Annotated in this window: 19 protein-coding genes; 4 read left to right on the top strand and 15 right to left on the bottom strand. The window is 74.6% G+C overall.

Annotated features, from left to right (window positions below):
• Positions 1–67 precede the first annotated feature (67 nt).
• The 8 genes from ABZ573_RS26885 to pepN form a co-directional block, all read right to left on the bottom strand.
• Complete coding sequence (locus ABZ573_RS26885) at positions 68–2,539, bottom strand: ComEC/Rec2 family competence protein (protein WP_358121786.1); 2,472 nt, start codon at positions 2,537–2,539, stop codon at positions 68–70.
• A complete protein-coding gene (locus ABZ573_RS26880) occupies positions 2,536–3,315 on the bottom strand; it encodes a helix-hairpin-helix domain-containing protein (protein ID WP_327031283.1) in 780 nt (259 codons plus the stop codon). The genes ABZ573_RS26885 and ABZ573_RS26880 overlap by 4 nt, the downstream gene beginning before the upstream one ends.
• Positions 3,316–3,694: 379 nt before the next feature.
• Positions 3,695–4,264 carry a DinB family protein gene (locus tag ABZ573_RS26875; RefSeq protein ID WP_327029330.1) on the bottom strand — a complete coding sequence of 190 codons (570 nt, stop codon included), beginning with the start codon at positions 4,262–4,264 and terminating at the stop codon, positions 3,695–3,697.
• A 75-nt stretch (positions 4,265–4,339) separates the two neighbouring features.
• On the bottom strand, positions 4,340–5,200 hold the full coding sequence (locus tag ABZ573_RS26870; RefSeq protein ID WP_151452799.1) for a DegV family protein: 861 nt from the start codon (positions 5,198–5,200) through the stop codon (positions 4,340–4,342).
• Between the two features lie 39 nt (positions 5,201–5,239).
• Positions 5,240–5,866, bottom strand: coding sequence for a histidine phosphatase family protein (locus ABZ573_RS26865; RefSeq protein ID WP_151452798.1), 627 nt, complete (start codon positions 5,864–5,866; stop codon positions 5,240–5,242).
• Positions 5,863–6,273, bottom strand: coding sequence for a ribosome silencing factor (rsfS, locus tag ABZ573_RS26860; protein WP_132240430.1), 411 nt, complete (start codon positions 6,271–6,273; stop codon positions 5,863–5,865). The genes ABZ573_RS26865 and rsfS overlap by 4 nt, the downstream gene beginning before the upstream one ends.
• Before the next feature lie 110 nt (positions 6,274–6,383).
• On the bottom strand, positions 6,384–6,980 hold the full coding sequence (nadD, locus tag ABZ573_RS26855; protein ID WP_151452797.1) for a nicotinate-nucleotide adenylyltransferase: 597 nt from the start codon (positions 6,978–6,980) through the stop codon (positions 6,384–6,386).
• A 116-nt stretch (positions 6,981–7,096) separates the two neighbouring features.
• A complete protein-coding gene (gene pepN / locus ABZ573_RS26850) occupies positions 7,097–9,613 on the bottom strand; it encodes an aminopeptidase N (RefSeq protein WP_358121782.1) in 2,517 nt (838 codons plus the stop codon).
• 70 nt (positions 9,614–9,683) lie between these two features.
• Between pepN and ABZ573_RS26845 the strand changes: the two genes are divergently transcribed.
• Positions 9,684–9,902 carry a DUF397 domain-containing protein gene (locus tag ABZ573_RS26845; RefSeq protein WP_358121780.1) on the top strand — a complete coding sequence of 73 codons (219 nt, stop codon included), beginning with the start codon at positions 9,684–9,686 and terminating at the stop codon, positions 9,900–9,902.
• 70 nt (positions 9,903–9,972) lie between these two features.
• Here ABZ573_RS26845 and ABZ573_RS26840 read toward each other — a convergent pair whose 3' ends face one another.
• The 3 genes from ABZ573_RS26840 to ABZ573_RS26830 all read right to left on the bottom strand — a co-directional run bounded on the left by ABZ573_RS26840 (position 9,973) and on the right by ABZ573_RS26830 (position 14,351).
• Positions 9,973–11,343 (bottom strand): cellulase family glycosylhydrolase, encoded by a 1,371-nt coding sequence (locus tag ABZ573_RS26840; protein WP_358121778.1) that lies wholly within the window; start codon positions 11,341–11,343, stop codon positions 9,973–9,975.
• A gap of 298 nt (positions 11,344–11,641) precedes the next feature.
• Positions 11,642–13,540, bottom strand: coding sequence for a hypothetical protein (locus ABZ573_RS26835; protein ID WP_358121776.1), 1,899 nt, complete (start codon positions 13,538–13,540; stop codon positions 11,642–11,644).
• A gap of 418 nt (positions 13,541–13,958) precedes the next feature.
• Entirely contained in the window at positions 13,959–14,351 is a 393-nt protein-coding gene (locus ABZ573_RS26830) for a hypothetical protein (protein ID WP_151452792.1), read from the bottom strand.
• Between the two features lie 311 nt (positions 14,352–14,662).
• Here ABZ573_RS26830 and ABZ573_RS26825 point away from each other — a divergent pair, with 311 nt between their 5' ends.
• Positions 14,663–15,910, top strand: a complete 1,248-nt coding sequence (locus ABZ573_RS26825) for a cytochrome P450 (RefSeq protein WP_358121774.1) — start codon at positions 14,663–14,665, stop codon at positions 15,908–15,910.
• A gap of 56 nt (positions 15,911–15,966) precedes the next feature.
• Here the strand turns inward: ABZ573_RS26825 and ABZ573_RS26820 are convergent, their stop codons facing one another.
• A complete protein-coding gene (locus tag ABZ573_RS26820) occupies positions 15,967–17,139 on the bottom strand; it encodes a zinc-dependent alcohol dehydrogenase (protein ID WP_358121771.1) in 1,173 nt (390 codons plus the stop codon).
• Entirely contained in the window at positions 17,136–17,771 is a 636-nt protein-coding gene (locus ABZ573_RS26815) for a cyclase (protein WP_132240437.1), read from the bottom strand. The genes ABZ573_RS26820 and ABZ573_RS26815 overlap by 4 nt, the downstream gene beginning before the upstream one ends.
• A 144-nt stretch (positions 17,772–17,915) precedes the next feature.
• On the opposite strand from ABZ573_RS26815, the gene ABZ573_RS26810 reads away from it, so the two are divergent.
• Both ABZ573_RS26810 and ABZ573_RS26805 read left to right on the top strand, forming a co-directional pair.
• Positions 17,916–18,653 (top strand): class I SAM-dependent methyltransferase, encoded by a 738-nt coding sequence (locus ABZ573_RS26810; protein WP_358121769.1) that lies wholly within the window; start codon positions 17,916–17,918, stop codon positions 18,651–18,653.
• The gene (locus ABZ573_RS26805) at positions 18,650–19,699 is read left to right on the top strand and encodes a glycosyltransferase (RefSeq protein WP_358121767.1); all 1,050 of its coding nucleotides are present in this window, start codon (positions 18,650–18,652) and stop codon (positions 19,697–19,699) included. Before ABZ573_RS26810 ends, ABZ573_RS26805 begins: the two co-directional genes overlap by 4 nt.
• Before the next feature lie 106 nt (positions 19,700–19,805).
• On the opposite strand, the gene ABZ573_RS26800 is transcribed toward ABZ573_RS26805, so the two are convergent.
• Both ABZ573_RS26800 and ABZ573_RS26795 read right to left on the bottom strand, forming a co-directional pair.
• Entirely contained in the window at positions 19,806–20,489 is a 684-nt protein-coding gene (locus ABZ573_RS26800) for a DUF3618 domain-containing protein (RefSeq protein WP_151456425.1), read from the bottom strand.
• The gene (locus ABZ573_RS26795) at positions 20,486–20,938 is read right to left on the bottom strand and encodes a phage holin family protein (protein ID WP_151456424.1); all 453 of its coding nucleotides are present in this window, start codon (positions 20,936–20,938) and stop codon (positions 20,486–20,488) included. The genes ABZ573_RS26800 and ABZ573_RS26795 overlap by 4 nt, the downstream gene beginning before the upstream one ends.
• Positions 20,939–20,966: the final 28 nt, after the last annotated feature.

Below are 20,966 nucleotides of genomic sequence, written 5' to 3'. Positions count from 1 at the left end.
CCGCACTCAGCGCAAATCCAGACATTTACCTCAGTACACCGCTAAAGCGAATAATCGGCGTCGATTCCTACCGTTGTCGGCCCGGCGGCGTGCCTCGTGTCGCCACCCCCAGGCCGGCCCGGCCGAGCACCGCCGCCACGTCCCCCTCCGTGTCGGTACGCAGCACCCGCGCCCCGCCCCGGGCCAGCCGCCCGAGCACCGCCGGATTGGGGTGCCCGTAGGTGTTGCCCGTCCCCACCGGCACCAGGGCCACCAGGGGACGCACCGCGTCCAGGAAGGCCGGGTCCTGGTAGGCCGACCCGTGGTGCGCGACCTTCAGCACCTCGGCCCGCAGGCCGCCCGGCGAGCTGTCGTCCAGCAGCGCCCGCTGCTCCTCGGTCTCGGCGTCCCCGGCGAGCAGGATCCGTACGCCGGAGACGGTGGCGAGCAGCATCAGCGAGTTGTTGTTGGGATCCGACCGGGTGCCGCGCATCGGGCGGGGCGGGCCGATGACGGTGAACTCGACGCCACCCTCCCGGTACCGCCACCCGGCCGCGCCCGCCACCACGTCGACGGAGTGCGCCGCGGCCTCGGCGAGGACCAGTTCCCGCCCGGCGGCGGGCTCGGACCACTGCGGGGTGAGCACGGCACCCACCGGTCGACCCCGGAACACGCCCGCCACGCCGCCGGTGTGGTCGACGTGGAAGTGGCTGACCACCAGCAGCGCGACCTCCCGTACGCCCAGCCGACGCAGGCAGCCGTCCGCCGCCCCCGGGTCCGGCCCGGCGTCGACCACCACCGCCCGGCCGGCCGCCACCGGCAGCACGACGGTGTCGCCCTGGCCGACCGCGCAGGCGGCGACCACCCAGCCCGCCGGGGGCCAGCCGGGGGCGGCCAGCCGTACGGGCAGCGTGCCGACCACGACGGCGACGACGACCACCGCCACCAGCCGGCGGACGACCGGGTGCCGGGTGGCCACCAGCAGCGCGACGGTCAGCCCGGTCAGCAGCAGGGCCCCCGGCACCCCGCCCGGCCACGGCAGCGTGCCCGCCGGCAGCCGCGCGCCGTGCCGCGCCACCATGACCAGCCACCAGGCCGGCCAGCTGGCCAGCCACGCGACGAACTCCGCCCCGGCCGGCCAGACGGGCGACACCGCCGCCGCCAGCACCCCGAGCACCGTGGCGGGCGCGATCGCCGGCACCGCCAGCAGGTTCGCCGGCACGGCGACCAGGCTCACCGTGCCCGAGATCCCGGCCACCACCGGGGCGCAGGCGAGCTGCGCGGCCGCCGGCACGGCCAACGCCTCGGCGAGCCCGGCCGGCACCCCGCGCCGACGGAGCCCGTCGCGCCACCTCGGGGCGAGCAGCAGCAGACCACCGGTGGCCAGCACGGAGAGCGCGAAGCCGGCGTCGCCGGCCAGCTCCGGGTCGACCAGCACCAGCACGGCCACCCCGGCGGAGAGGGCGGGCAGCGCCGCCCGGGGACGTCCGGCCGCCAACGCCGCCAGCCCGATGGCGCCCATGGTGGCGGCGCGCACCACGCTCGGTGAGGGACGGACCAGGATGACGAAGCCCACCAGCGCCAACCCGCAGAGCCCGGCGGCCAGCCACGGCCCGGCCCGCGCCCACCGGGCCAGCAGCAGCACCGCCCCGACGACGATGGCCACGTTGGAGCCGGAGACCGCGTTCAGGTGGGTCATGCCGGTGGCGAGGAAGTCCTCCTCGACGGTGGGCGGCAGCCGGCTCGTGTCGCCGACCACCAGGCCGGGCAGCAGCCCGCCCTGCTCGTCGGGGAGCGGCAGGCAGGCGCGTTGCAGGCCGGCCCGCAACGATCCGGCGGCGCGCTGCGGCGACGGGGCGGCCCCGTGCGGCACCGGCGGTCCGGCCGCGCTCAGCACCGCCGCGGTCAGGTCGCCGCCGCGCGGGGCGGCGAGCCGTCCTTCGGCGGTCAGCCGCTGACCGGGCAACTGCCCCCGCCAGGCGGGATCGGTGGCGAGGACCAGCACGTGGGCTGGCATCGCGACCCGGCGTCCGTCCGGGCCGGTGAACCAGGTCAGCTCGGCCGGCACGAGCAGGGTGGCCGGGCGCCCGGCGACGCCGCGTACGGGGCGGGGGTCGTCGCGGACGACCAGTTCGGCGGTGACGACCGCCCGCTCCTCGACCAGGGCGCGGACGGGACCGGAGTCGCGGACGGACAGCCGCGCGGCGGTGGCCGTCGCGCCGCAGACCACGCCGAGCAGCACGGCGACGGCGATCCAGCCGTACCGCCGGACGGGGGCGGCCGGCCGCCCGAGGACGCCGGCCAGGTGCAGCCCGCCCAGCACCGACCCTCCGGCCGCCACCGCCGCCAGGAGCAGGGTCCGGCCGACGGTCAGGTGCAGCCCGGCCAGCGCGGCGAGCCAGGTGGCCACCGCCAGTCCGGCCAGCCGCAGGTCGATGGCCGCCGCGACCCGCTCGCCCCCGGCGTCGACGCCGGGGGCCGCGGGGCCGGCCGGGCCGGAGCCGGACGAGCCGAGGCCAGGGCCAGTGCCGGACGGGCCGAGCGCGCCGCCGGTCGTCACACCGTCACCAGGTCCTTGAGCTGCTCGTAGCGGGCGTCGCCGATGCCGTCCACCTGGCGCAGGTCGCCGACCGAGCGGAAGCCACCCTGCTGGTCGCGGTGGGTGAGGATGCGCTGGGCGAGCACCGGCCCGACGCCCGGCAGCGCGTCGAGCTGCGCGAGCGTCGCGGTGTTCAGGTTGAGCCGGCCGCCCGCGCCGGGCACCCCCGGCGCACCGCCGGAAACTGCCCCGGGCGGGGGTGCCGCGCCCGGCGGTGCCGCGACGCCGACCAGGATCAGTTCCCCGTCGGTGACCTTGCGGGCGGGGTTGAGCAGGGCCACGTCCACCCCCGGCAGCGCCCCGCCGGCCGCCTCCACGGCGTCGGCGACCCGCGCGCCGGCCGGCACCCGGACCAGCCCGGGACGGCGTACCTTGCCGGCGACCGCGACCACCAGCTCGCCGGCCGACGTGGCGGCCGGTTCCGCGAGGCCGGTCACCGTCGCATCGGATGCCTCGGCGGTGGCGACCGGGCGGACCGGCTCGGTCTGCGGCCGGGACCGCCAGGCCCAGAAGCCGGCCCCGAGCACCACCAGCACGGCGACGACGGCCAGCGCCCGCACTCCCCGCCGGCCGGGGTCGAACGCCCCGGGCCCCGGCAACCGGGACGCCACGCCGGCATCGACGGCCCGGGTCGGCGGGTCGGGTTCCGGCGGCCCCGTCGCGCCGGCCGGCGACGCCGGTGCGCGGGACGGAAACGCCGGTGTGCGGGGCGGCAGCGCCACGACCGGCTCCGGCACCCCGACCGAGCCCGGACCGTCGACGGACAGTCCGGCGAGCCTCCGATGATCGCCGGACAGCCCGGCCGGCCCGTTACGGTCGCCGAACGGCCCGGCCGGCCCCTGACGGTCGTCGAACTGCCCGGCGGGTTCGCCGGTCCGTTCCAGGGGATCGGCGGACTCGCCGAGGTGCGCCGGTGCGGCGCTCGACGGCCAGCCCGCCACGAGCTGGCGCAGTCGTTCCCGGACCACCGTCTCCTCGTCTTCTGACACGACGCGAAGCTAGGTCCGCGAGCCCGGGGCGCGCGGCCGGCCGGGGCACGGCTGTGGATGACGGCACCGCCTGTGGACAACCGCCTGATCATGCGGGTGATGTGCTAGGGCGGCGAAGAACGGCAGCTCAGCGGTTGCTGGCGTCGAGGGCAGCCTGCTCCACCCGCTGGCGGTGGTCCCGCCACCACGGCTCGTCAGCGGGTGGCAGGTTGTCGTTACTCGGCAGCAGCCCGGCCGCGCCGTCGACCAGCTCGCGCACGATGTCCGCGTGGCCGGCGTGCCGTTGTGTCTCCGCGACGACGTGGACCAGGACGCGGTGCAGTGTGACCGCGGCATCGCCCCACCACGGCACCCGGCCGATGTCGTCGAGCGCGAGGGCTTCGATGGTGGTGTCGGCGTGGGAGCTGGCGCGACGGTACAACGCGACGATCTCTTCGCGACTCTCGTCCGCGGTCGCCCACATGTCGGCATTGGTCTCGGCGCCGTCGCCGACGTACGGCAGCTCCTGCTCGAACGGCCGGCCGAACACGACGCCGAAGTAGAGGATCTCCATGGCCGCCGCGTGCTTCACCAGGCCGAGCAGGTTGGTCGCGGTCGGGGTCAGCGGGCGCCGGGCGTCGTACTCGCTGAGCCCGTCGAGCTTCCACAGCAGCGCGTCACGGCCGCCCTTCAGGTAACTGTGCAGGTCGTCCTTCATCGGGTCACGATGGCACCCGGACGGGTGTCGGCGCTGCCCCGCGTGATCGACAGCGATCACGGTCGACAGGACACCCTAGTCGCTGACCGGCGGGCGGCGGTGCACGACGACGCAGGCCAGGCCGGGCCCGGCGTGCGCGGCGACCACCGCGCCGGCCTCCGAGACGTACGAGTCGTGCAGGCGGTCGCCCAGCCGGGCCGTCAGCGCCTCCAGCAGCGCCTCCGCCCGCTGCGGCGCGGCGAGGTGGTGCACGGCCAGGTCGACGTCGGCGTCCCCGGCGGCCTCGACGGCCAGGTCGGCCAGCCGCGCCACGCCCCGGCTGGCCGTACGCACCTTGTCCCTGAGGACGATCGCGCCGTCCGGCATGTGCATGATCGGCTTGACCGACAGGGCCGTGCCGAGCAGCGCCTCGGCGGCGCCGATCCGGCCGCCCCGGCGGAGGAACTCCAGCGTGTCGACGTAGAACCAGATGCTGGTACGGGCGATGGCGTCGACGGCGGCGTCGCGTACCGCCGACAGGTCCTCGCCCCGCTCGGCGGCCGTGGCGGCGGCGACGGCGGGGAAGCCGAGGCCCATGCCGGTCGAGCGGCTGTCGACCACGGCGACCCGGTCGTCGAACCCGGCGGCGGCCAGCCGGGCGGCCTCCACCGTGCCGGAGAGTTCGGCCGACAGGTGCACCGAGACGATCCCGTCGGCGCCCGCGTCGAACAGCTCCCGGTACGTCTGGGCGAACTGCTCCGGCGCGGGGCGCGAGGTGCTCACCGAGACGCGCCGGCCGCCGAGCACCCGGGTGGCGTCGGCAGGGGTGGTCTCCACCCCCTCCAGCCCTTCGGCGCCGTTGAGCACGACGGCCAGCGGCACCACCGTCAGCCGGTGCACGCGCAGCAGCTCGGGCGGGAGATAGGCGGTGGAGTCGGTGACGACCGCGACGGGCATGCCCGGCACGCTAGCCGATGTCGTCGGGGAACGCCCGGGTCAGACGGCCTCGGTGGCCGGGACGGTGATCAGGCCGACGTTGTGGGCGCGCAGGTGCCAGCCCCGGGCGGCGTCGTGGCGCAGCTCGGTCCAGTGGCAGTTCTGCAGCGAGCCGATGGTGCGCAGGACGGCGTGCTCCCAGCCGAGCAGGTGGCCGCAGCCCTGCCGGGCCGCGCCGCCGTGGGTGGCGACCACCACGGTGCCGCCGGGCACGGCGTCGGCGGCGTCGGACAGGGCCGCGCCCATCCGCTTGCCGAGGTCGTCCAGGGTCTCGATGCCGGCGCCCGGGTCCGGGTCGCCGGCCCGCCAGCGGGCGAACTCGGCGGGATGGCGCTCGGCGGCCTCGGTGAGGGCCAGCCCCTGCCAGGAACCGAAGTGCCGCTCCCGCAGCCGTGGGTCGGTGCGCACCGGCAGCCCGGTCAGCGCGGCCAGCGCGCCGGCGGTGTCCGCCGCGCGGCTCAGGTCGCTGGCCACGATGGCGTCGGGCCGCAGCCCGGCCAGCAGGGGCGCCGCGGTGCGGGCCTGCTCGCGGCCGAGGTCGTTGAGCGGTACGTCGGTCTGCCCCTGGACCCGGCTGGCGGCGTTCCAGTCGGTGTTGCCGTGCCGCCAGATGATCAGGCGGGTCATTCCGCGGTGGTGGAGCCGGTGCCGGACTCGGCGTCGACGAGGTCGCGGTCGACGAACGGGATCGTCGGGCAGTCCTTCCAGAGCCGGTCGAGGGCGTAGAACTCGCGCTCCTCGGTGTGCTGGACGTGCACCACGATGTCGACGTAGTCGAGCAGCACCCACCGGCCGCCCCGCTCGCCCTCGCGCCGGATCGGCTTGGCCTTCTCCGGCAGCTCCAGCAGCCGCTCCTCGATGGCATCGACGATGGCGAGCACCTGACGCTCGTTGGGAGCCGCGGCGAGCAGGAACGCGTCGGTGATGGCGAGCTGGTCGCCCACGTCGATGATGACGATGTCCTGCGCCTTCTTGTCGGCCGCGGCCTGGGCGGCGGCGATGGCCAACTCGTGGGCGCGTTCGGAAATTGTCACCGTTCTCCTTCGATCAACCGTGCGATCCTCCAAGCGTCTCACACCCGGTGGAATCCCGACTCGTCAGTTCTGGCGCGTTACCCGCCCGAACCGCCCCATACCGGGCCGAATCACGTCTGATAGAGGCGTCGCTTGGCGATGTACTGCACCACACCGTCCGGCACCAGATACCAGACCGGCTCCCCTCGGGCGACCCGGGCCCGGCAGTCCGTGGACGAGATGGCCATGGCCGGGACCTGCACCAGGCTCACCGTGTCGGCCGGCAGGTGCGCGGCGGTCAATTCGAAGCCAGGCCGGGTCACCCCGATGAAGTGGGCCAGTTCGAAGATCTCGTCCAGGTCCTTCCAGGAGAGGATCCGCTCCAGCGCGTCCGCCCCGGTGATGAAGAACAGCTGCACCTTCGGGCCGTACTCGGCGTGCAGGTCACGCAGGGTGTCGACGGTGTAGGTGGGCCCGCCCCGGTCGATGTCCACCCGGCTGACCTGGAAGCGGGGGTTGGAGGCGGTGGCGATGACCGTCATCAGGTAGCGGTCCTCCGCCGGGCTGACCGGCTCGTCCGCCTTCTGCCACGGCTGGCCGGTGGGGACGAAGACCACCTCGTCCAGCCCGAACCGGTCCGCCACCTCGCTGGCCGCGACGAGGTGCCCGTGGTGGATCGGGTCGAAGGTGCCGCCCATGATCCCGACCCGCCGGATGTCTTCCTCCACCCCGCGATCCTAGGCCGGGCGGAACCGGCGGCCCCGAGGGGTCGCCGGACCGTCCCGTCCGGCGACCCGGCCCCGGCGCGCTCACGGTGGCCGCCGGCGACCACCCTCTTCGGGCGTCAGGCCGCCGCCGCGGCGACCGCCGTCCGGGCGACCAGGGCGCGGCGCAGGTCGTCGTCGGCGTCGGTCACCACGCGGCGCAGGCCTGGGGTGACGTCGTCGCGGGCGAGCAGCGCCGCGGCCGCCTCCCGGGTGGGCTGCGCGACGGCGTGCCGGGGGAAGGCCAGTCTCGCGACATGGTCGGCCACCCAGGGCGTACGCGCCCGCGCGGCGGCCGGCATGTCGGCGAAGTAGCGCGCCACGTAGCCGGCGGTCAGCTCGGCCTGCTCCGGCTGCCAGAACCCCTCCGCGGTCGCCTCGACGAGTCGGTTCGACAGCTCGGTGTTCGACACGACGATCTCCCATGCGGCCCGCTTGGCGGCCGGGTCGGGCAGCGCCGCGCGGCAGCGGGCGGCCCGCTCGGCACCGGCGGCGCTCGGGTCGGCCGCGGCCTCGGCGGCGACCTGCGCCGCGCCGGCCGCGCCGAGCACCACCAGCCGCAGCAGCAGCGCCCAGCGCAGCTCGGCGTCGACCGCCAGCCCCGGCGGGACGTCCCGGCCGGCGAGCCAGCCGGCCAGCCGGTCCGCGTCGGTGCTGGCGGCGATCCAGCCCCGGGCCGCCGCGAGCTGGAGCGAGCCGCCCGCCGGGGCGCCGTCGAGCAGTTTCCGGCAGGCGGCGGCGACCTGCGCCAGGGCGGCCTCGCGGGCGGGCGGGTCGAGGTAGCGGTCGACCAGCGAGCGGCTGAGCGTGAGCACGTCCTCGGCGATGATCACCTCGGTCTCGGCGGGGAGGGCGGCGGCGATCAGGGCCACCAGGCCGGCGACCGGGCGCTCCCCGTCGGTGGCGGCATCCAGCGCCTCGCCCCAGAGCAGTGCCCGGGCCAGCGGGTCGGCCAGGCCGGGCAGCACCAGCGGCACGGCGTCCGCCGACGCGGGATCGAGCCGGATCTTGGCGAACGTCAGGTCGCCGTCGTTGGGCAGCAGCAGCCGGGCCGCCGGCTCGCCGACCAGCCCGGTCAGCACCGTACGGCCGCCGTCGGCGTCCGGGTCGAGGTCGACCTCGGTCCGGACGACCGTCCCGTCGGCGGCGTACCGGCCGACGCCGATGCGGTGCGGGCGCAGCACCGGGTGCGAGTCGGGGGCGCTCTGCCGGATCGCCACCTGGGTGTAGCGGCCGTCCAAGTCGATGCTGACCTCGGCGCGCAGCGTGTCGACCTGCGCCGTACGCAGCCAGCGTTCCGCCCAGCCGGACAGGTCCCGCCCGGCGGCTGCGGCGAGGCTGCCGAGCAGGTCGGTCAGGGTGGCGTTGCCGAACCGGTGCTTCGCGAAGTGGGCGTTGAGGCCTGCGAGGAAGGCGTCGTCGCCGAGCCAGGCGACCAGTTGCCGCAGCACGCTGGCGCCCTTGGCGTACGAGATGCCGTCGAAGTTGAGCAGGCCCTCGGCGGCGTCGGCGACCTCCTCGGGCGCCACGGGGTGGGTCGAGGGGCGTTGGTCGGCCGCGTAGCCCCAGGCCTTGCGCCGCAGGGCGAAGGTCGTCCAGGCCTGGTCGAAACGGGTCGCCTCGGCGGTCACCCGGGTGCCGAGGTACTCCGCGAAGGACTCGTTCAGCCACAGGTCGTCCCACCAGCGCATGGTGACCAGGTCGCCGAACCACATGTGCGCCATCTCGTGGGCGATGGTGGTGGCGCGCTGCTCCCGCTCGGTGTCGGTGACCGCGGAGCGGAAGACGTAGTCGTCGCGGAAGGTGACGAGACCCGGGTTCTCCATCGCGCCGGCGTTGAACTCCGGCACGAACGCCTGGTCGTACTTGCCGAACGGGTAGCGCTCGGCGAAGAGCTGGTGGAACCGGTCGAGGCACTGCCCGGTGACCGTGAGGATCTCCTCGGCGTCGGCGTCCAGGTGCGCCGCCAGGGAGCGCCGGCAGTAGACGCCGAGCGGGATGCCGTCGTGCTCGCCGCGCCGGACGTGCCAGGGGCCGGCGATCAGCGAGACGAAGTACGTGGCCAGCGGCGCCGTCGGGGCGAACTCCCAGCGCCCGGGGCGCGGCGTGGCGGCGAGCTGGCCGTTGGCCGCGACGGTCCACTCCGGCGGGGCGGTGACCGACATGGTGACCGGGGCCTTCAAATCGGGCTGGTCGAAGGCGGCGAAGATGCGCTGCGCGTTGTCCAGGAAGGACAGTGCGTAGAGGTAGGTCTCGCCGTCGGCGGGGTCGACGAAGCGGTGCATCCCCTCCCCGGTGTTCGAGTACGCCATCTCGGCGGCGACGGTGAGCGTGTTGGCCTCGGCCAGCCCGCTCAGCGGCAGCCGGTTGCCGTCCAGCGCGGCCGGGTCGACGTCGCGGTCGTTGAGTCGTACCGCCAGCAGTTTCGCGGGTTGGACCTCGACGAAGGTCTCCGCGCCGGGGGTCGCCCGGAAGCGGATGGTGACGTCGGAGCGGAATCGCTCGCCGTCGCCGGTCAGGTCGAGGTCCACCTGATAGGACTCGACGGTGATCGCCGCGCCACGCGCGGTCGCCTCTACACGGGTCAGGCTCGGCATCCGCTTATCCTGCCCGATGGGGAACCGTGCGTGTTTCCCTCATGACCCCCTGGCACTGGAGGACTGAACGATGGCTTCGCACCCCAAGGGTGACTTCGACCTCTCCCGGGCGGTCTGGCAGCGGGCCGACGGCGACACCTCCGAGAGCGCCGTCGAGGTCGCCTTCGTCGACGACCTGATCGGCATGCGCAACTCCGCCGAGCCGGAGGGCCCGGTCCTGGTCTTCACCCAGGCCGAGTGGGACGCCTTCGTCGCCGGCGCCCAGGACGGCGAGTTCGACCTGGACTGAGTCGGGCTGACCGCTTGCCTGCCCGAGCGTGCGGGCCGGGCTGACCGCGCCCGGCCCGCACGCCCGGCCGTCAGGTGGCGGTGCAGGTCAGCGGCGGTACGGGGTTGGTGCCGCTCCACGAGCCGAGGAAGCCGATGACCGTGTCGGCACCCGGGCCGAGGCTGCCGTTGTAGCCCACGTTGCGCGCGGCGACGGCGGATCCGCTGGTGGTGACCGTCGCGTTCCAGGCCTGGTTGACGGCCTGACCGGAGGCGAGGGCCCACGTCACGGTCCAGCCGCTGACCGCCGCGCTCCCGGCGGTGATCCGGATCTCCCCCTGGAAGCCGCCCGGCCACTGGCCCACGATCCGGTAGGCGGCGGTGCAGGACTTGCTGCCGCTGGTCGGGGTCGGGGTGGGCTGAGCCGTCGGGGTGGGCTGAGCCGTCGGGCTGACCGTGGGCGTCACCGTCGCGGTGGGGCTCGGCCCACCGCCGAAGATCGTGGCCTCCCTGGCGGTCGCCCTGATGCCGTTGGCGCCGTTGAAGATCCGCTCGCCCCAGGTGGTGAGCCGCGTGGGGTCGAAGCTGGTGGCCATGTCCAGGATCGGGTCGGTGTTGCCGCTCCAGGACCAGCCGAGGTAACCCAGGCCACGGGCCTGCGACTCGGCCAGGATCGTCTCGTGGTCGACCTCGTTGGCGTTGAACCGCCAGCCGAACTCGCCGATGACCAGCGGCCAGCCGTTGTCCTCGAACCGGTCCAGGTAGTCGGTGATGGCTGCGGCCGTGTTGAACACCGCGTACATGTGGATGGAGAGCACGGTGTTGTGCCGGCTGTCGGCGTCCAGGATCGCCTGCGCGTTGTCCCGCATGACGTACTGCCAGTCCTGGCCCCAGTTCGGCCCGTCGACCATGAGCAGGTGCTCGAAGCCGTTGGCCCGCATCTTCGTGATCGCGGCGGTGGTCGCGGCGGTCCACTGACCGGCGTTGACGTTGCCGATCGGCTCGTTGCCGATGTTGATGACGACGTGGTTCTCCTGGCCGACGAGCGCGCTCTTCTGGCTGATCCAGTAGTCGACCGCCTCGTCGAGCGACGCGGCGGTGCCCTCCTCGCCGTAGCCGGTGGTGTCGTGGACCTCCAGTACGCAGATCAGCCGGTTCTGCTTGCACAGTGAGATCACGTCGGCGACGTCGGTGGACGGGCCCCAGCGCTTGCCGCTGCCCAGCACCACCCGCACGGTGTTGGCGCCGAGCGCCTTGACGTCGGCGAACGAGTCGGTCTCGCCCGTGTACCAGACGTGGGGATGGTTGACGCCTCGCATGACGAACGGCTGGCCGTTCGCCTCGACGATGTTGCGTCCCTCGACGTGCAGTCCCACCGCCGCGTCCGCCGGCTTGACGAACATCAGGACGGACGCGGCGACGGCGAGCAACGCGGCGCCGACGGAGAGAAGTCTTCTCTTCATGGCCTACCTCAGGGTGAGGCCCCGACGGATCGGGGCACAGGCACGCCTGCCCAGGCGCACGCGGATGGCGGTGCGCGGCGCGCTCGTGACGAGTGCGACGTACGGGTGCGAGGCCGGCTCGGCTCTGCAACGGTGCCAAGCTACTCGTGGTCACACAGGCTTCGCAATAGGACGTCGTCGATGGGTCGGCTGTTCCCCCGGCCGGCGGCGGTACGGGACCGGGCGCTCCGCGTACCCGGCCCCGTACCGGTGGTCGGTCAGGTGGCGGGGCGGGGCCAGGTGACGCTGGCGGGCCCGCTCACTGGCTCGGTCGCCGTGGCCGCACCCGCTTGGCCACCGCCGACCAGAGCCGGCCACCGAGCCGGGTCCGTTTGACCCAGCGCAGTCGGGCGACCGCGCCGCCGGCCGGCTGGCGTTGCTGCGGGGGCGCGGTGATCCGGGCGTACGCGGCGCCGGTGGCGGGCCGGGTAGTGCCCGGTTCGAGCTGCTCGGAGGCGAGCGCCAGCCAGGTGAACTGTTGCAGCGTCCGCTGGTCGGGTCGGCCGCCCCGGGCCGCGGTGCGGAGCGCCTTCTCCACGGCGGGCCGCCGGACGAGACCGGTCAGCGGGCCGTGGGCGGTGTCCAGCAGTTCGGCCATCGCCTGGAGGCCGTCACCCTCCCACACCCGGGTGGCGGTGGACGGGCCGGTGGAGACGCTCACGAACGGGACCTGCGCCCACTCGGGCACCAGGCGGGCGATCAGCCCGGTGTGCAGCAGCCGCTCGCGCTTCTGCCCGGGAGTCAACGCGAAGGTGGCGGCGACGAAGCCGGGCGAGAGGAACGGGGTGACCATCCCGATCGCGTAGGCGGAGGTGTACCAGCGGCGGGCCCGCTCCACCAGGTAGATGTAGTCGACCAGGCGCAGGTCGTGCAGGCCGAGCCCGCTGCCGTGGTCGAGCAGGCCGCGGATCCTCTCCCGCTCCGCGGTGCCGACGGCCGCGTCGGCCACGCCCGTCGGCACGGCGTTCAGCAGCCGGGCCAGGGCGGTCTCCTGCGGGGACGGCTCGCCGTCGTCGTCCGTCGGGGGATACCAGTATTCGGTGGCGAGCTCTCCGGCGGCACCGGTGAAGGTCGCCGGGCCGGCCTGGTCGACCAGACGCCCGGGGCCGGCGGGGCGCACCAGGTAGCTGGAGGGGAACTGGTGGTCGGTCAGCTGTTGCAGTCGCCGGGCCCGCTCGTACAGGCCGGTCCCGAGCACGTTGGCCCGCGCCCCGGCGAGCCGGAGCGTGTGCTCGGGGTGCAGTCCCCGCTTGTCGCGCAGGATCCGCACCAGTTCGCGGGCGACCTCGCCCTCGGCGCGGGTGTCCTCGTTGGTCAGGAACCTGGGGGTCCGGCCGGCCGCGATCAGCGACGCGGCGATGAGCCGGGAGTCCTTCCCGCCGGACAGCCCGAGGGTGATGTCCTCGTCGTAGAGGCCGTGGATGCTGGCCGCAGTGGTCGTGATGGCGGCGGCGGCGCGGTCCAGCAGCTCGGTCACCGGTCGCCCCTGCGCCGCCAGCCCGTCCCGCACCACGTCGTCGGTCGCGTACTTCGTGGTGGTGGTGAGCTGCCACCCGCCGCCGTCGCGCCGGCGGCCGGTCACCCGCTCGCCGGGGCGGAGCAGTCGGGCGCCCCGCACCGGGGAGCTGTCGCCGCCGAAGTGCCCGCAGAGGGTGTACGACGCCCAGCCGTCCAGGTCGGGCCGCAGGTCGCCGTGCAGGAACGCGGCCAGCAGGCTGGGCCGGGTGCAGAAGGCCGTCAGGCCGGCCGACCGGCCCGTGAAGACCCGGCACATGCCGATCCAGTCCTGTTGCAGGGCGAAGTTCCCGGCCGCGTCGAGGGCCAGCAGGCCGAACGGTGGCACCACCTCGCGGTGCACCTCCTCGCCCACCAGCAGGCGCCCGGCCAGCGCCGCCGGGCCGCCCGTCACGTCGACCCCCACGGGCAGCCCGAGCGACACGGCGGTGACCGGCCCGACGGTGTCGACGGTCGGCCACCGGTAGGCGCCCCGGTCGCTGCGGTGCAGGACGGTCACGCCCCAGTCGTCGGCGCCGAATTCGTGTCGTACGAAACTGTCGGGCACCACGTCGGCGACGGCCGTTTCAAAGCGATGTCTCGCGGCGCGCCGGGCGCTCTCCGACGGATTGTCGTCGGCGAACCAGGCCAGCATCACGTGCATGTGCGATTCCCCCGAACTCGCAGGAGCGGTCGTTTTCCGCCTGGTGGGGAGTCAACCTCCGGATCACCTGGCGCGGTTGCCTCGGTGAACAAACGAGGCACTTCCGGCATTGGTGATCGGGGCCGACCTTTCGGCGTCGCCGGCGCTGCGAATTCGACCGCTAAATAGCCACAAAACGGGCGACTGGCGAAGAGGTTGCTCCGACACGGATCTTGAGATCAATTCCTCAGCAGAGCTGTCGCCGCTTCGAAATGAGCCGCTGGCGGGATTCCTGGCACGGCATTTCTTCGATGACGGCAAATGCGATGTCCCCGCTCCCGGATTCACGTCCGCGACGGGTATCCGACAGCCGCGCACGGGTCGATCTTTCCCATCGCCCGCACGCGCGACTGCGGCATCGGTGATCTCGAATGGCGGGCTAGTCGCCGTCGCCCCAGCCGAGCCCGCCCGGCCCCGGAGCGTGATGGAAGCCGGGATGGCCGGCGACGTCGGCGCAGCGCTCGCCGTCCGGGCCGGACGCGCCGCAGAACAACCGCTCGGCCTGCTGCCACGCCTCGGCCGGCGACAGCGCCGACGCGCCCAGGGCCACCTCGGACCGCAGCAGACTCAGCGCCTCCGCGTACCCGACGGCCAACTCCCGGGCCGACGCCAGGTCGGCGGCGGTGAAGCCGAGGTGCACCGTGAAGAACCGGCCCGGCCGGGCAGAACGGCGGGGCGGCGCGATCAACGAGGCGCGGGCGACCTCCCCGGCCGCGCCGAGCGCCTCCCGCGCCTGCCGTTGCCGCCAGTACGCCGGCCTGTTGTCACGCATGTGTCCTCCCCGTGGCGATCGTGGGCGGCCTCGTCCTGCGGTGGACCGCCCGCGTTCCGTCCCGGCCACCGCCGCGGTCGTGCCGGCGGCGGACCGGCGCGGACCGCTCTCCCGAGACAACCAGCTCGCCGCGCCCCTGGGAGGGGCCAGCAGACACGTCGTCCGCTGGCCCCTCCCCCGGGCACCACCCGCCGCCCGCCCCGCGCCGCGGCCGACCCGGCGGCGGGGTTCAGGCACGCCGGCCCGGGTAGACGCAGAGGTACGGACAGGACCCGGCCGGCAACGGCCGCCACCTTCGGTCAGGAGGCCCGATGGCGACCATCCCGACGGAGCGCAGCCCGGACAGCTCGGTGGCGTTCCTGCGCGACGGCTACCGCTTCGTCGGCCGACGCTGCGACCGCCACGGCACCGACATCTTCCAGGCCCGGCTGCTGCTGGAGCCCACCATCTGCCTGCGCGGCCGGGCGGCGGCGGAGCTCTTCTACGACACCGAGCGCTTCGTCCGGGCGGGCGCCATGCCGAAGCGGGCGCAGCGCACCCTCACCGGCCGCGGCGGTGTGCAGGGCCTCGACGGGGCGGACCACGCCGACCGCAAGGCCATGTTCATGTCGATCATGACGCCGACCGCGGTCCGGCAGCTCGCGCAGCTCTTCGACGACGAGTGGCGGGCCCGCGTCCCGTCCTGGGAGTCGGGCAAGCCGGTGGTGCTCTACGACGAGGTCGGCCGGATGCTGACCCGCGCGGTCTGCGCCTGGGCCGGCGTGCCGCTCGCGAACTCCGAGGTGGACCGGCGTACCGCCGAGCTGCACGCGATGATCGAAGGGCCGGCGGCGCTCGGCCCCCAGCACTGGCGTGGCCTGTGGGGCCGCCGCCGGGGCGAACGCTGGATCGGTCAGGTCGTCGACCGGCAGCGCGCCGGCACGCTCCCCGCCCCCGAGGGCAGCGCGCTGCGGGTGGTCGCCGAGCACCGCGACGCCCACAGGCGGCTGCTCCCCCGCCGGATCGCGGCCGTCGAGCTGCTCAACGTGCTGCGGCCCACGGTCGCCGTCGACCGCTTCATCGTCTTCGCCGCGCTGGCCCTGCACGACCACCCGGCCTGGCGGGAACGGGTCCGGGAGAGCGACGAGGCCGCCGAGAGCTTCGTGCAGGAGGTACGCCGCTACTACCCCTTCTTCCCCGTGGCCGCCGCCCGGGTCCGGCGCTCGTTCGACTGGCAGGGCTACCACTTCCCGCGCGGCCGGCGGGTGCTGCTCGACCTGTACGGCACCAACCACCACCCGGCGCTCTGGCCGGAGCCGGAGCGGTTCCGGCCGGAGCGCTTCACCGGTTGGCGGGGCGACCCGTTCGCCCTCGTGCCGCAGGGCGGCGGCGAGCACCTGACCGGTCACCGCTGCGCCGGGGAGTGGATCACGATCGAGCTGATGAAGCGGGCGGTGACGAACCTGACCACGACGATGCGGTACGACGTGCCACCGCAGGACCTGGCGTTGAGCCTGCACCGGATGCCGGCGCTGCCGCCGAGCGGGTTCCTGGTCACCAACGTCCGCCGCACGGCCTGAACACGACACCGCCCCGGGGACCTCGACGGCCCCGGGGCGGTGCGGTCGCGACGGGCTCAGGCCGGGTGCAGGACGCTGCGCAGGCAGCCGTCCTCCTTCTTCTCGAACATCTCGTAGCCCCGCGCGCCCTGCTCCAGCGACATCGGGTGGGTGGCCAGGTAACCGGGATCGATCTCGCCGGCCGCGATCCGGTCCAGCAGCATCGGGATGTAGCGCTGGGCGTGCATCTGCCCCATCCGCAGCACCAGCGCCTTGTTCATCGCCGCGCCGAGCGGGAACTTGTCCACCAGGCCGGCGTAGACGCCGACGATGCTCACCGTGCCGCCCTTGCGGCAGGCCATGATCGCCTGCCGGACCGACGTGGGGCGGTCGGTCTGCAGCCGGGCCGTCTGCTTCGCCCTGTCGTACGCGTACACCGGCCCGACGTCGTGCGACTCCATGCCGACGGCCTCGATGCACGCGTCCGGCCCCCGGCCGGCAGTCATCTCCCGCAGCGCCTCCAGCACGTCGGTCTCGGCGTAGTTGACCGTCTCCACGCCGAGCCGGTCGGCGGCGGTGGCGAGCCGCTCCGGCAGCCGGTCGATCACGATCACCCGCTCGGCGCCGAGGAGCTGGGCGGAGCGGGCCGCCATCTGGCCGACCCCGCCGGCGCCCCAGACCGCGACCACCTCGCCGCCCTTCAGCGCGCAGAAGTCGGCGGCCATCCAGCCGGTGGGCATGGCGTCGGAGGCGAACACCACCGAGTCGTCGGGCACCCCGTCCGGCACCTGGAACGCCCCGATGTCGCCGAAGGGCACGCGGACGTACTCGGCGTGGCTGCCGGAGTAGCCACCGGCGGCGTGCGAGTAACCGAGGATGCCGGCCGGCGAGTGGCCCCAGAGCTTCTCGGTGAAGACCGGCTGCGGGTTGGAGTTGTCGCAGAGCGAGTACTGCTCGGTGCGGCAGTACCAGCAGCCGCCGCAGGCCACCACCGAGCCGACCACGACGCGGTCGCCGACGCGCAGCCGCCGTACGCCGGGACCGGTCTCCACGACCTCGCCCATGAACTCGTGGCCGAGGACGTCGCCCTCCCGCATCGCCGGCAGGAAGCCGTTGATCAGGTGCAGGTCGGAGCCGCACACGCTGCTGGCGCCGACCTTGACGATGATGTCGCCCTCGGCGCGGATCCGCGGCTCCGGCACGTCGCGCACGGCCAGCTTGCCGACGCCTTCCCAGCAGAGCGCCCTCATGCCCGCCCTCCCGTCCTCAGCCTCTCCCGCACCTTGTCTGTCGCCTTCTCCTGGGCCGGGCCGCGCCCGGACGGGTCCCGCCGGGTGTCGATGACCTGGCCGCACTCGACCAGCGCCTTCACCCGGCGCAGCGCGTCCCGCAGGGCCTGGTCCGGGTCGTCGCCGCCGAGGAGTCCGAACGCCCGGCGCAGCGGCCCGGAGCGCCACCGCAGCTCGGCGCGGACCTCCGTGCCCCGGTCCTGGGGCGCCGGCGTCAGGTGGACCGTGCCCTCCTGCTCCGGCCCGTCGGTGACCCGCCAGCGCAGCCGCCCGGGTCCCTCGACGGTGATCTCCGCCCGCCACTCGGTGCCCCCGCCGGCCGGGTCCCGCGCCACGCAGCGCCACCGGTCGTCGTCGAGCCGCTCCAGGGTCGCCCACCCGGCCAGCGCCCGGTCCATCCGCTCCCGGTCGGTCCAGAAGCCGATGACCGCCGCCGCCGGCCGGTCGATCGTCACCCCGCGCCGCACCACGTACCAGCCGTCGCGGCGCTCGGGCTGGTGCCGGCGTCGTCGACGGGCCACCGCCCGGCCGACGCCGACCACGGTCACGGTGGTGGCGCCGAGCAGCGCCCACCTCGTTCCGTTGCTGGTCATCTCGTCTCCTCCACCCGGGTGCCCGGGAATCGACCACCCGCACCAGTTGCGCTACCCGGGACCGCCCCACCGAAACGACGGGCCGGTTTGCCCGGTCGATAACCGGGCACCTGCTGCGGGCACCCACCGCCACCGGGAGGCACCGTGTCCTTCGACGCCAGCGAGTACGGCCGGCACGCCGCGGACGTCTACGACGAGACGTACGCGCACCTGGCACCGGACGCGGCGGTGGAGCGGCTCGCCGCGCTCGCCGACGGCGGCCCGGTGTGCGAGTTCGGCATCGGCACCGGCCGGCTCGCCCTGCCGCTGGCCGCCCGGGGACTGACCGTCGCCGGTGTCGAGGGCTCCCCGGAGATGGCCGCCGGGCTGCGCGCCAAGCCCGGCGGGGACGCGGTCGAGGTGGCCGTCGGCGACTTCGCCGAGACCCGGGTGCCCGGCGAGTTCGCCCTGGTGGTGCTCGCGTTCAACACGATCTTCGCGCTGCCGGACCAGGCCGCCCAGGTGGCCTGCTTCCGCAACGCCGCCGCCCACCTGCGCCCCGGCGGCCGGTTCGTCGTCGAGGCGTGGGTGCCCGACCCGGGCGCCTTCCGCGCCGGCGGCGCGCTGCGGCCGGTGCGGGTGGCGGAGGACGTGGTGCTGCTGGAGGCGGCCCTGCTGCACCCCGCCGAGCAGCGGATGACCACCACGAAGGTCCGGATCGGCAACGACGGGGTGCGCCTGCTGCCCGCCAACCACCGCTACGCCTGGCCGGCGGAGCTTGACCTGATGGCCCAACTGGCCGGGCTGCGCCGCGAGCACCGGTGGGAGGACTGGAGCGGCCGGCCGTTCACCGACCACAGCCGCGAGCACGTCTCCGTCTACCGCCGCCCGGAGCAGGCGTGAGCGCCCCGGCCCGCCCGGCCGGTGCCGCTCCCGGCGGCGACGGCCGCGGCACCGGCGCGCCGACGGCCGGGAGCGCCGGCGAGCGTCGGCTTCCCCTGGCGTACGTGCTGCCGCTGCGCTGGACCGACGACGCCGGGCTGGCCGAACTGACCGCCTACCTGCGGCGGCTGAGCGCCCGGGTCGACGTGACCGTGGTCGACGGGTCGCCGCCGGAGGTGTTCGCCCGGCACGCGGAGGCCTGGCGCGGCCTGGTCCGGCACCTGCGGCCGGATCCCGCCCTGCGCGGCGTCAACGGCAAGGTGACCGGGGTGCTCACCGGCGTCGGCGCGGCCCGGCACGAGCACGTGGTGATCGCCGACGACGACGTCCGGTACGACGAGGCGGGGCTGCTCGCCGTGCACCGGCTGCTCGACCGGGTGGACCTGGTCCGGCCGCAGAACTACTTCGACCCGCTGCCCTGGCACGCGTGGTGGGACACGGGGCGCACCCTGCTCAACCGGGCGCTCGGCGCCGACTACCCCGGCACCCTGGCGGTACGCCGGAGCACCTTCCTCGCCATGGGCGGGTACGACCCGGACGTGCTCTTCGAGAACCTGGAGCTGATCCGCACCGTGCGCGCGTACGGGGGGACCGAGGCGGCACCCGCCTGGCTGCACGTACGCCGGCTGCCGCCGGACACCGCCCACTTCCTGGGCCAACGGGTCCGCCAGGCGTACGACGACCTGGCCCAGCCGGCCCGCCTGGTCACCTCGCTCGCGGTCCTGCCGGCGCTGGCCGCGGCGGTCGCGACCCGGCGGCCGAGGCTGCTGTTCGGGGCGGCCGTGACCACGGTGGCGCTCGCCGAGGCGGGCCGGCGCCGGGGCGGGGGCGCTGCGGTCTTCCCGCCGGCCACCGCCCTGGCGGCCCCGCTCTGGTTGCTGGAGCGCGGCGTGTGCGGCTGGCTCGCCGTCGGCCGGCGCCTGCTCCTCGGCGGGGTCCGATACGCGGGCGGCCGGGTGCGTCGCGCCGCCCACTTCGAACGCACCCTCCGCCGCCACCTGCGCTGACTTCCCGCACCGTCACCCGCCCGGGACGCACACGACAGCTCGCGGCCACTGCCCGGACGGTGCTCCGGGAGTGGCCGCGAGCTGCGGCGTACGGTGATCGGGCTGGTCAGTACCGCACCTGTTCGCGGGAGTGCTGCGCCTGGTCCTTCACGTCGTGCGCGGCCGAACGGGTGTCGTCCTTGACGGCGTGCACCGCGTCCTGGGCGGTGGAGCGCACCGACTGGGTGGCGTGCTGCGCCGGCTCGCGCAGCTCCTCCTTCAGCTCGTTGGCGACCTCGCCCAGCTTCTCCTTCACCACCCCGGCGTGCTCGCCGGCCTTCTCCTTGACCTGCGACGCCACCTGCTGCTCGCGGCGGGTCGACGGGATCAGCGAGGAGGCGAGCCAGCCGACGCCGAAGGCGATCAGGCCGGCGGCCAGCGGGTTGCCCTCGGACTTCTGCCGGATCACGTGCGGCGCCCGCTGCGCGGCGTCGCTGACCGTCGAGGCCGCCGAGTGTGCCTTGTCGCTGACCGTCGAGGCGGCCGAGTGGGCCTTGTCACTCACGGTCGATGCTGCCGAGGAGGCATGGTCGCCCACCGCGTGGGCGCCGTGCTTGGTGCTGTGACCCAGGTCGGAAGCGCTTCCCATCACCTTGTCCCTCACATTCTGCAGTGCGTTGCGGGCCCGCTGCTTGCGGTCGTCGACGATGCGGGCGGGGCTGACCTTGTACGCCAGCGCGTCCACGTCGGAACTCAGGTTGTTCCGGGTGGCTTCGATCTCCCGGCGGATCTGGTCCGGGTCGGTGCTCATCGGGCGACCTCCTGCGGGTGGGGCTTGAGCGCGTCGGGGATCCGCTGCACGCTGTCGTTGGTCTGCTTGAGGCCGCGGATGTGCTCGGCGCTCTTCTTGGCCTTGGTGTAGAGGACCGCGGCGATCGCGCCCCAGATGACGGCCACGATCAGGGCCGCCCAGCCGGCGTCCATCACGTTGGACAGCCCGGCCCAGAGGGCCAGCGACAGGAAGAGGGCCACCATGTAGCCGCCGAAGCCGGCGCCGCCGAAGAAGCCGGCGGTCTTGCCCGCCTTCTTGCCCTCCTGGCGGATCTCGGCCTTGGCCAGCTCGACCTCCTGCCGCATCAGGGTCGACAGGTCGCTGGTGACCTGGCGCATCAGCTCACCGATCGAGCTGCCCCTGACCTCGTCCGCGTCGTGGGGGTGGTAGCCGGAGTCCAGCCCCGCCCCCTGCGTCGGCATGCTCATGCCGCCGCCTCCCTTCGGGTGATTCCTG

It is taken from the genome of Micromonospora sp. NPDC007220, from assembly GCF_040634035.1.
In the GTDB taxonomy this organism is placed as follows: domain Bacteria; phylum Actinomycetota; class Actinomycetes; order Mycobacteriales; family Micromonosporaceae; genus Micromonospora; species Micromonospora reichwaldensis.
The sequence above is the reverse complement of the archived record's forward strand: the minus strand, read 5'-3'. Positions and strand labels throughout refer to the sequence as shown.

Excerpts from the sequence above, each read along its gene's own strand:
- ABZ573_RS26875 (WP_327029330.1), bottom strand. The coding sequence starts at position 4,264 with ATGAAGGACGACCTGCACAGTTACCTGAAGGGCGGCCGTGACGCGCTG.
- ABZ573_RS26870 (WP_151452799.1), bottom strand. The coding sequence starts at position 5,200 with ATGCCCGTCGCGGTCGTCACCGACTCCACCGCCTATCTCCCGCCCGAG.
- ABZ573_RS26865 (WP_151452798.1), bottom strand. The coding sequence starts at position 5,866 with ATGACCCGCCTGATCATCTGGCGGCACGGCAACACCGACTGGAACGCC.
- pepN (WP_358121782.1), bottom strand. The coding sequence starts at position 9,613 with ATGCCGAGCCTGACCCGTGTAGAGGCGACCGCGCGTGGCGCGGCGATC.
- ABZ573_RS26845 (WP_358121780.1), top strand. The coding sequence starts at position 9,684 with ATGGCTTCGCACCCCAAGGGTGACTTCGACCTCTCCCGGGCGGTCTGG.
- ABZ573_RS26840 (WP_358121778.1), bottom strand. The coding sequence starts at position 11,343 with ATGAAGAGAAGACTTCTCTCCGTCGGCGCCGCGTTGCTCGCCGTCGCC.
- ABZ573_RS26835 (WP_358121776.1), bottom strand. The coding sequence starts at position 13,540 with ATGCACGTGATGCTGGCCTGGTTCGCCGACGACAATCCGTCGGAGAGC.
- ABZ573_RS26830 (WP_151452792.1), bottom strand. The coding sequence starts at position 14,351 with ATGCGTGACAACAGGCCGGCGTACTGGCGGCAACGGCAGGCGCGGGAG.
- ABZ573_RS26825 (WP_358121774.1), top strand. The coding sequence starts at position 14,663 with ATGGCGACCATCCCGACGGAGCGCAGCCCGGACAGCTCGGTGGCGTTC.
- ABZ573_RS26820 (WP_358121771.1), bottom strand. The coding sequence starts at position 17,139 with ATGAGGGCGCTCTGCTGGGAAGGCGTCGGCAAGCTGGCCGTGCGCGAC.
- ABZ573_RS26815 (WP_132240437.1), bottom strand. The coding sequence starts at position 17,771 with ATGACCAGCAACGGAACGAGGTGGGCGCTGCTCGGCGCCACCACCGTG.
- ABZ573_RS26800 (WP_151456425.1), bottom strand. The coding sequence starts at position 20,489 with ATGAGCACCGACCCGGACCAGATCCGCCGGGAGATCGAAGCCACCCGG.
- ABZ573_RS26795 (WP_151456424.1), bottom strand. The coding sequence starts at position 20,938 with ATGAGCATGCCGACGCAGGGGGCGGGGCTGGACTCCGGCTACCACCCC.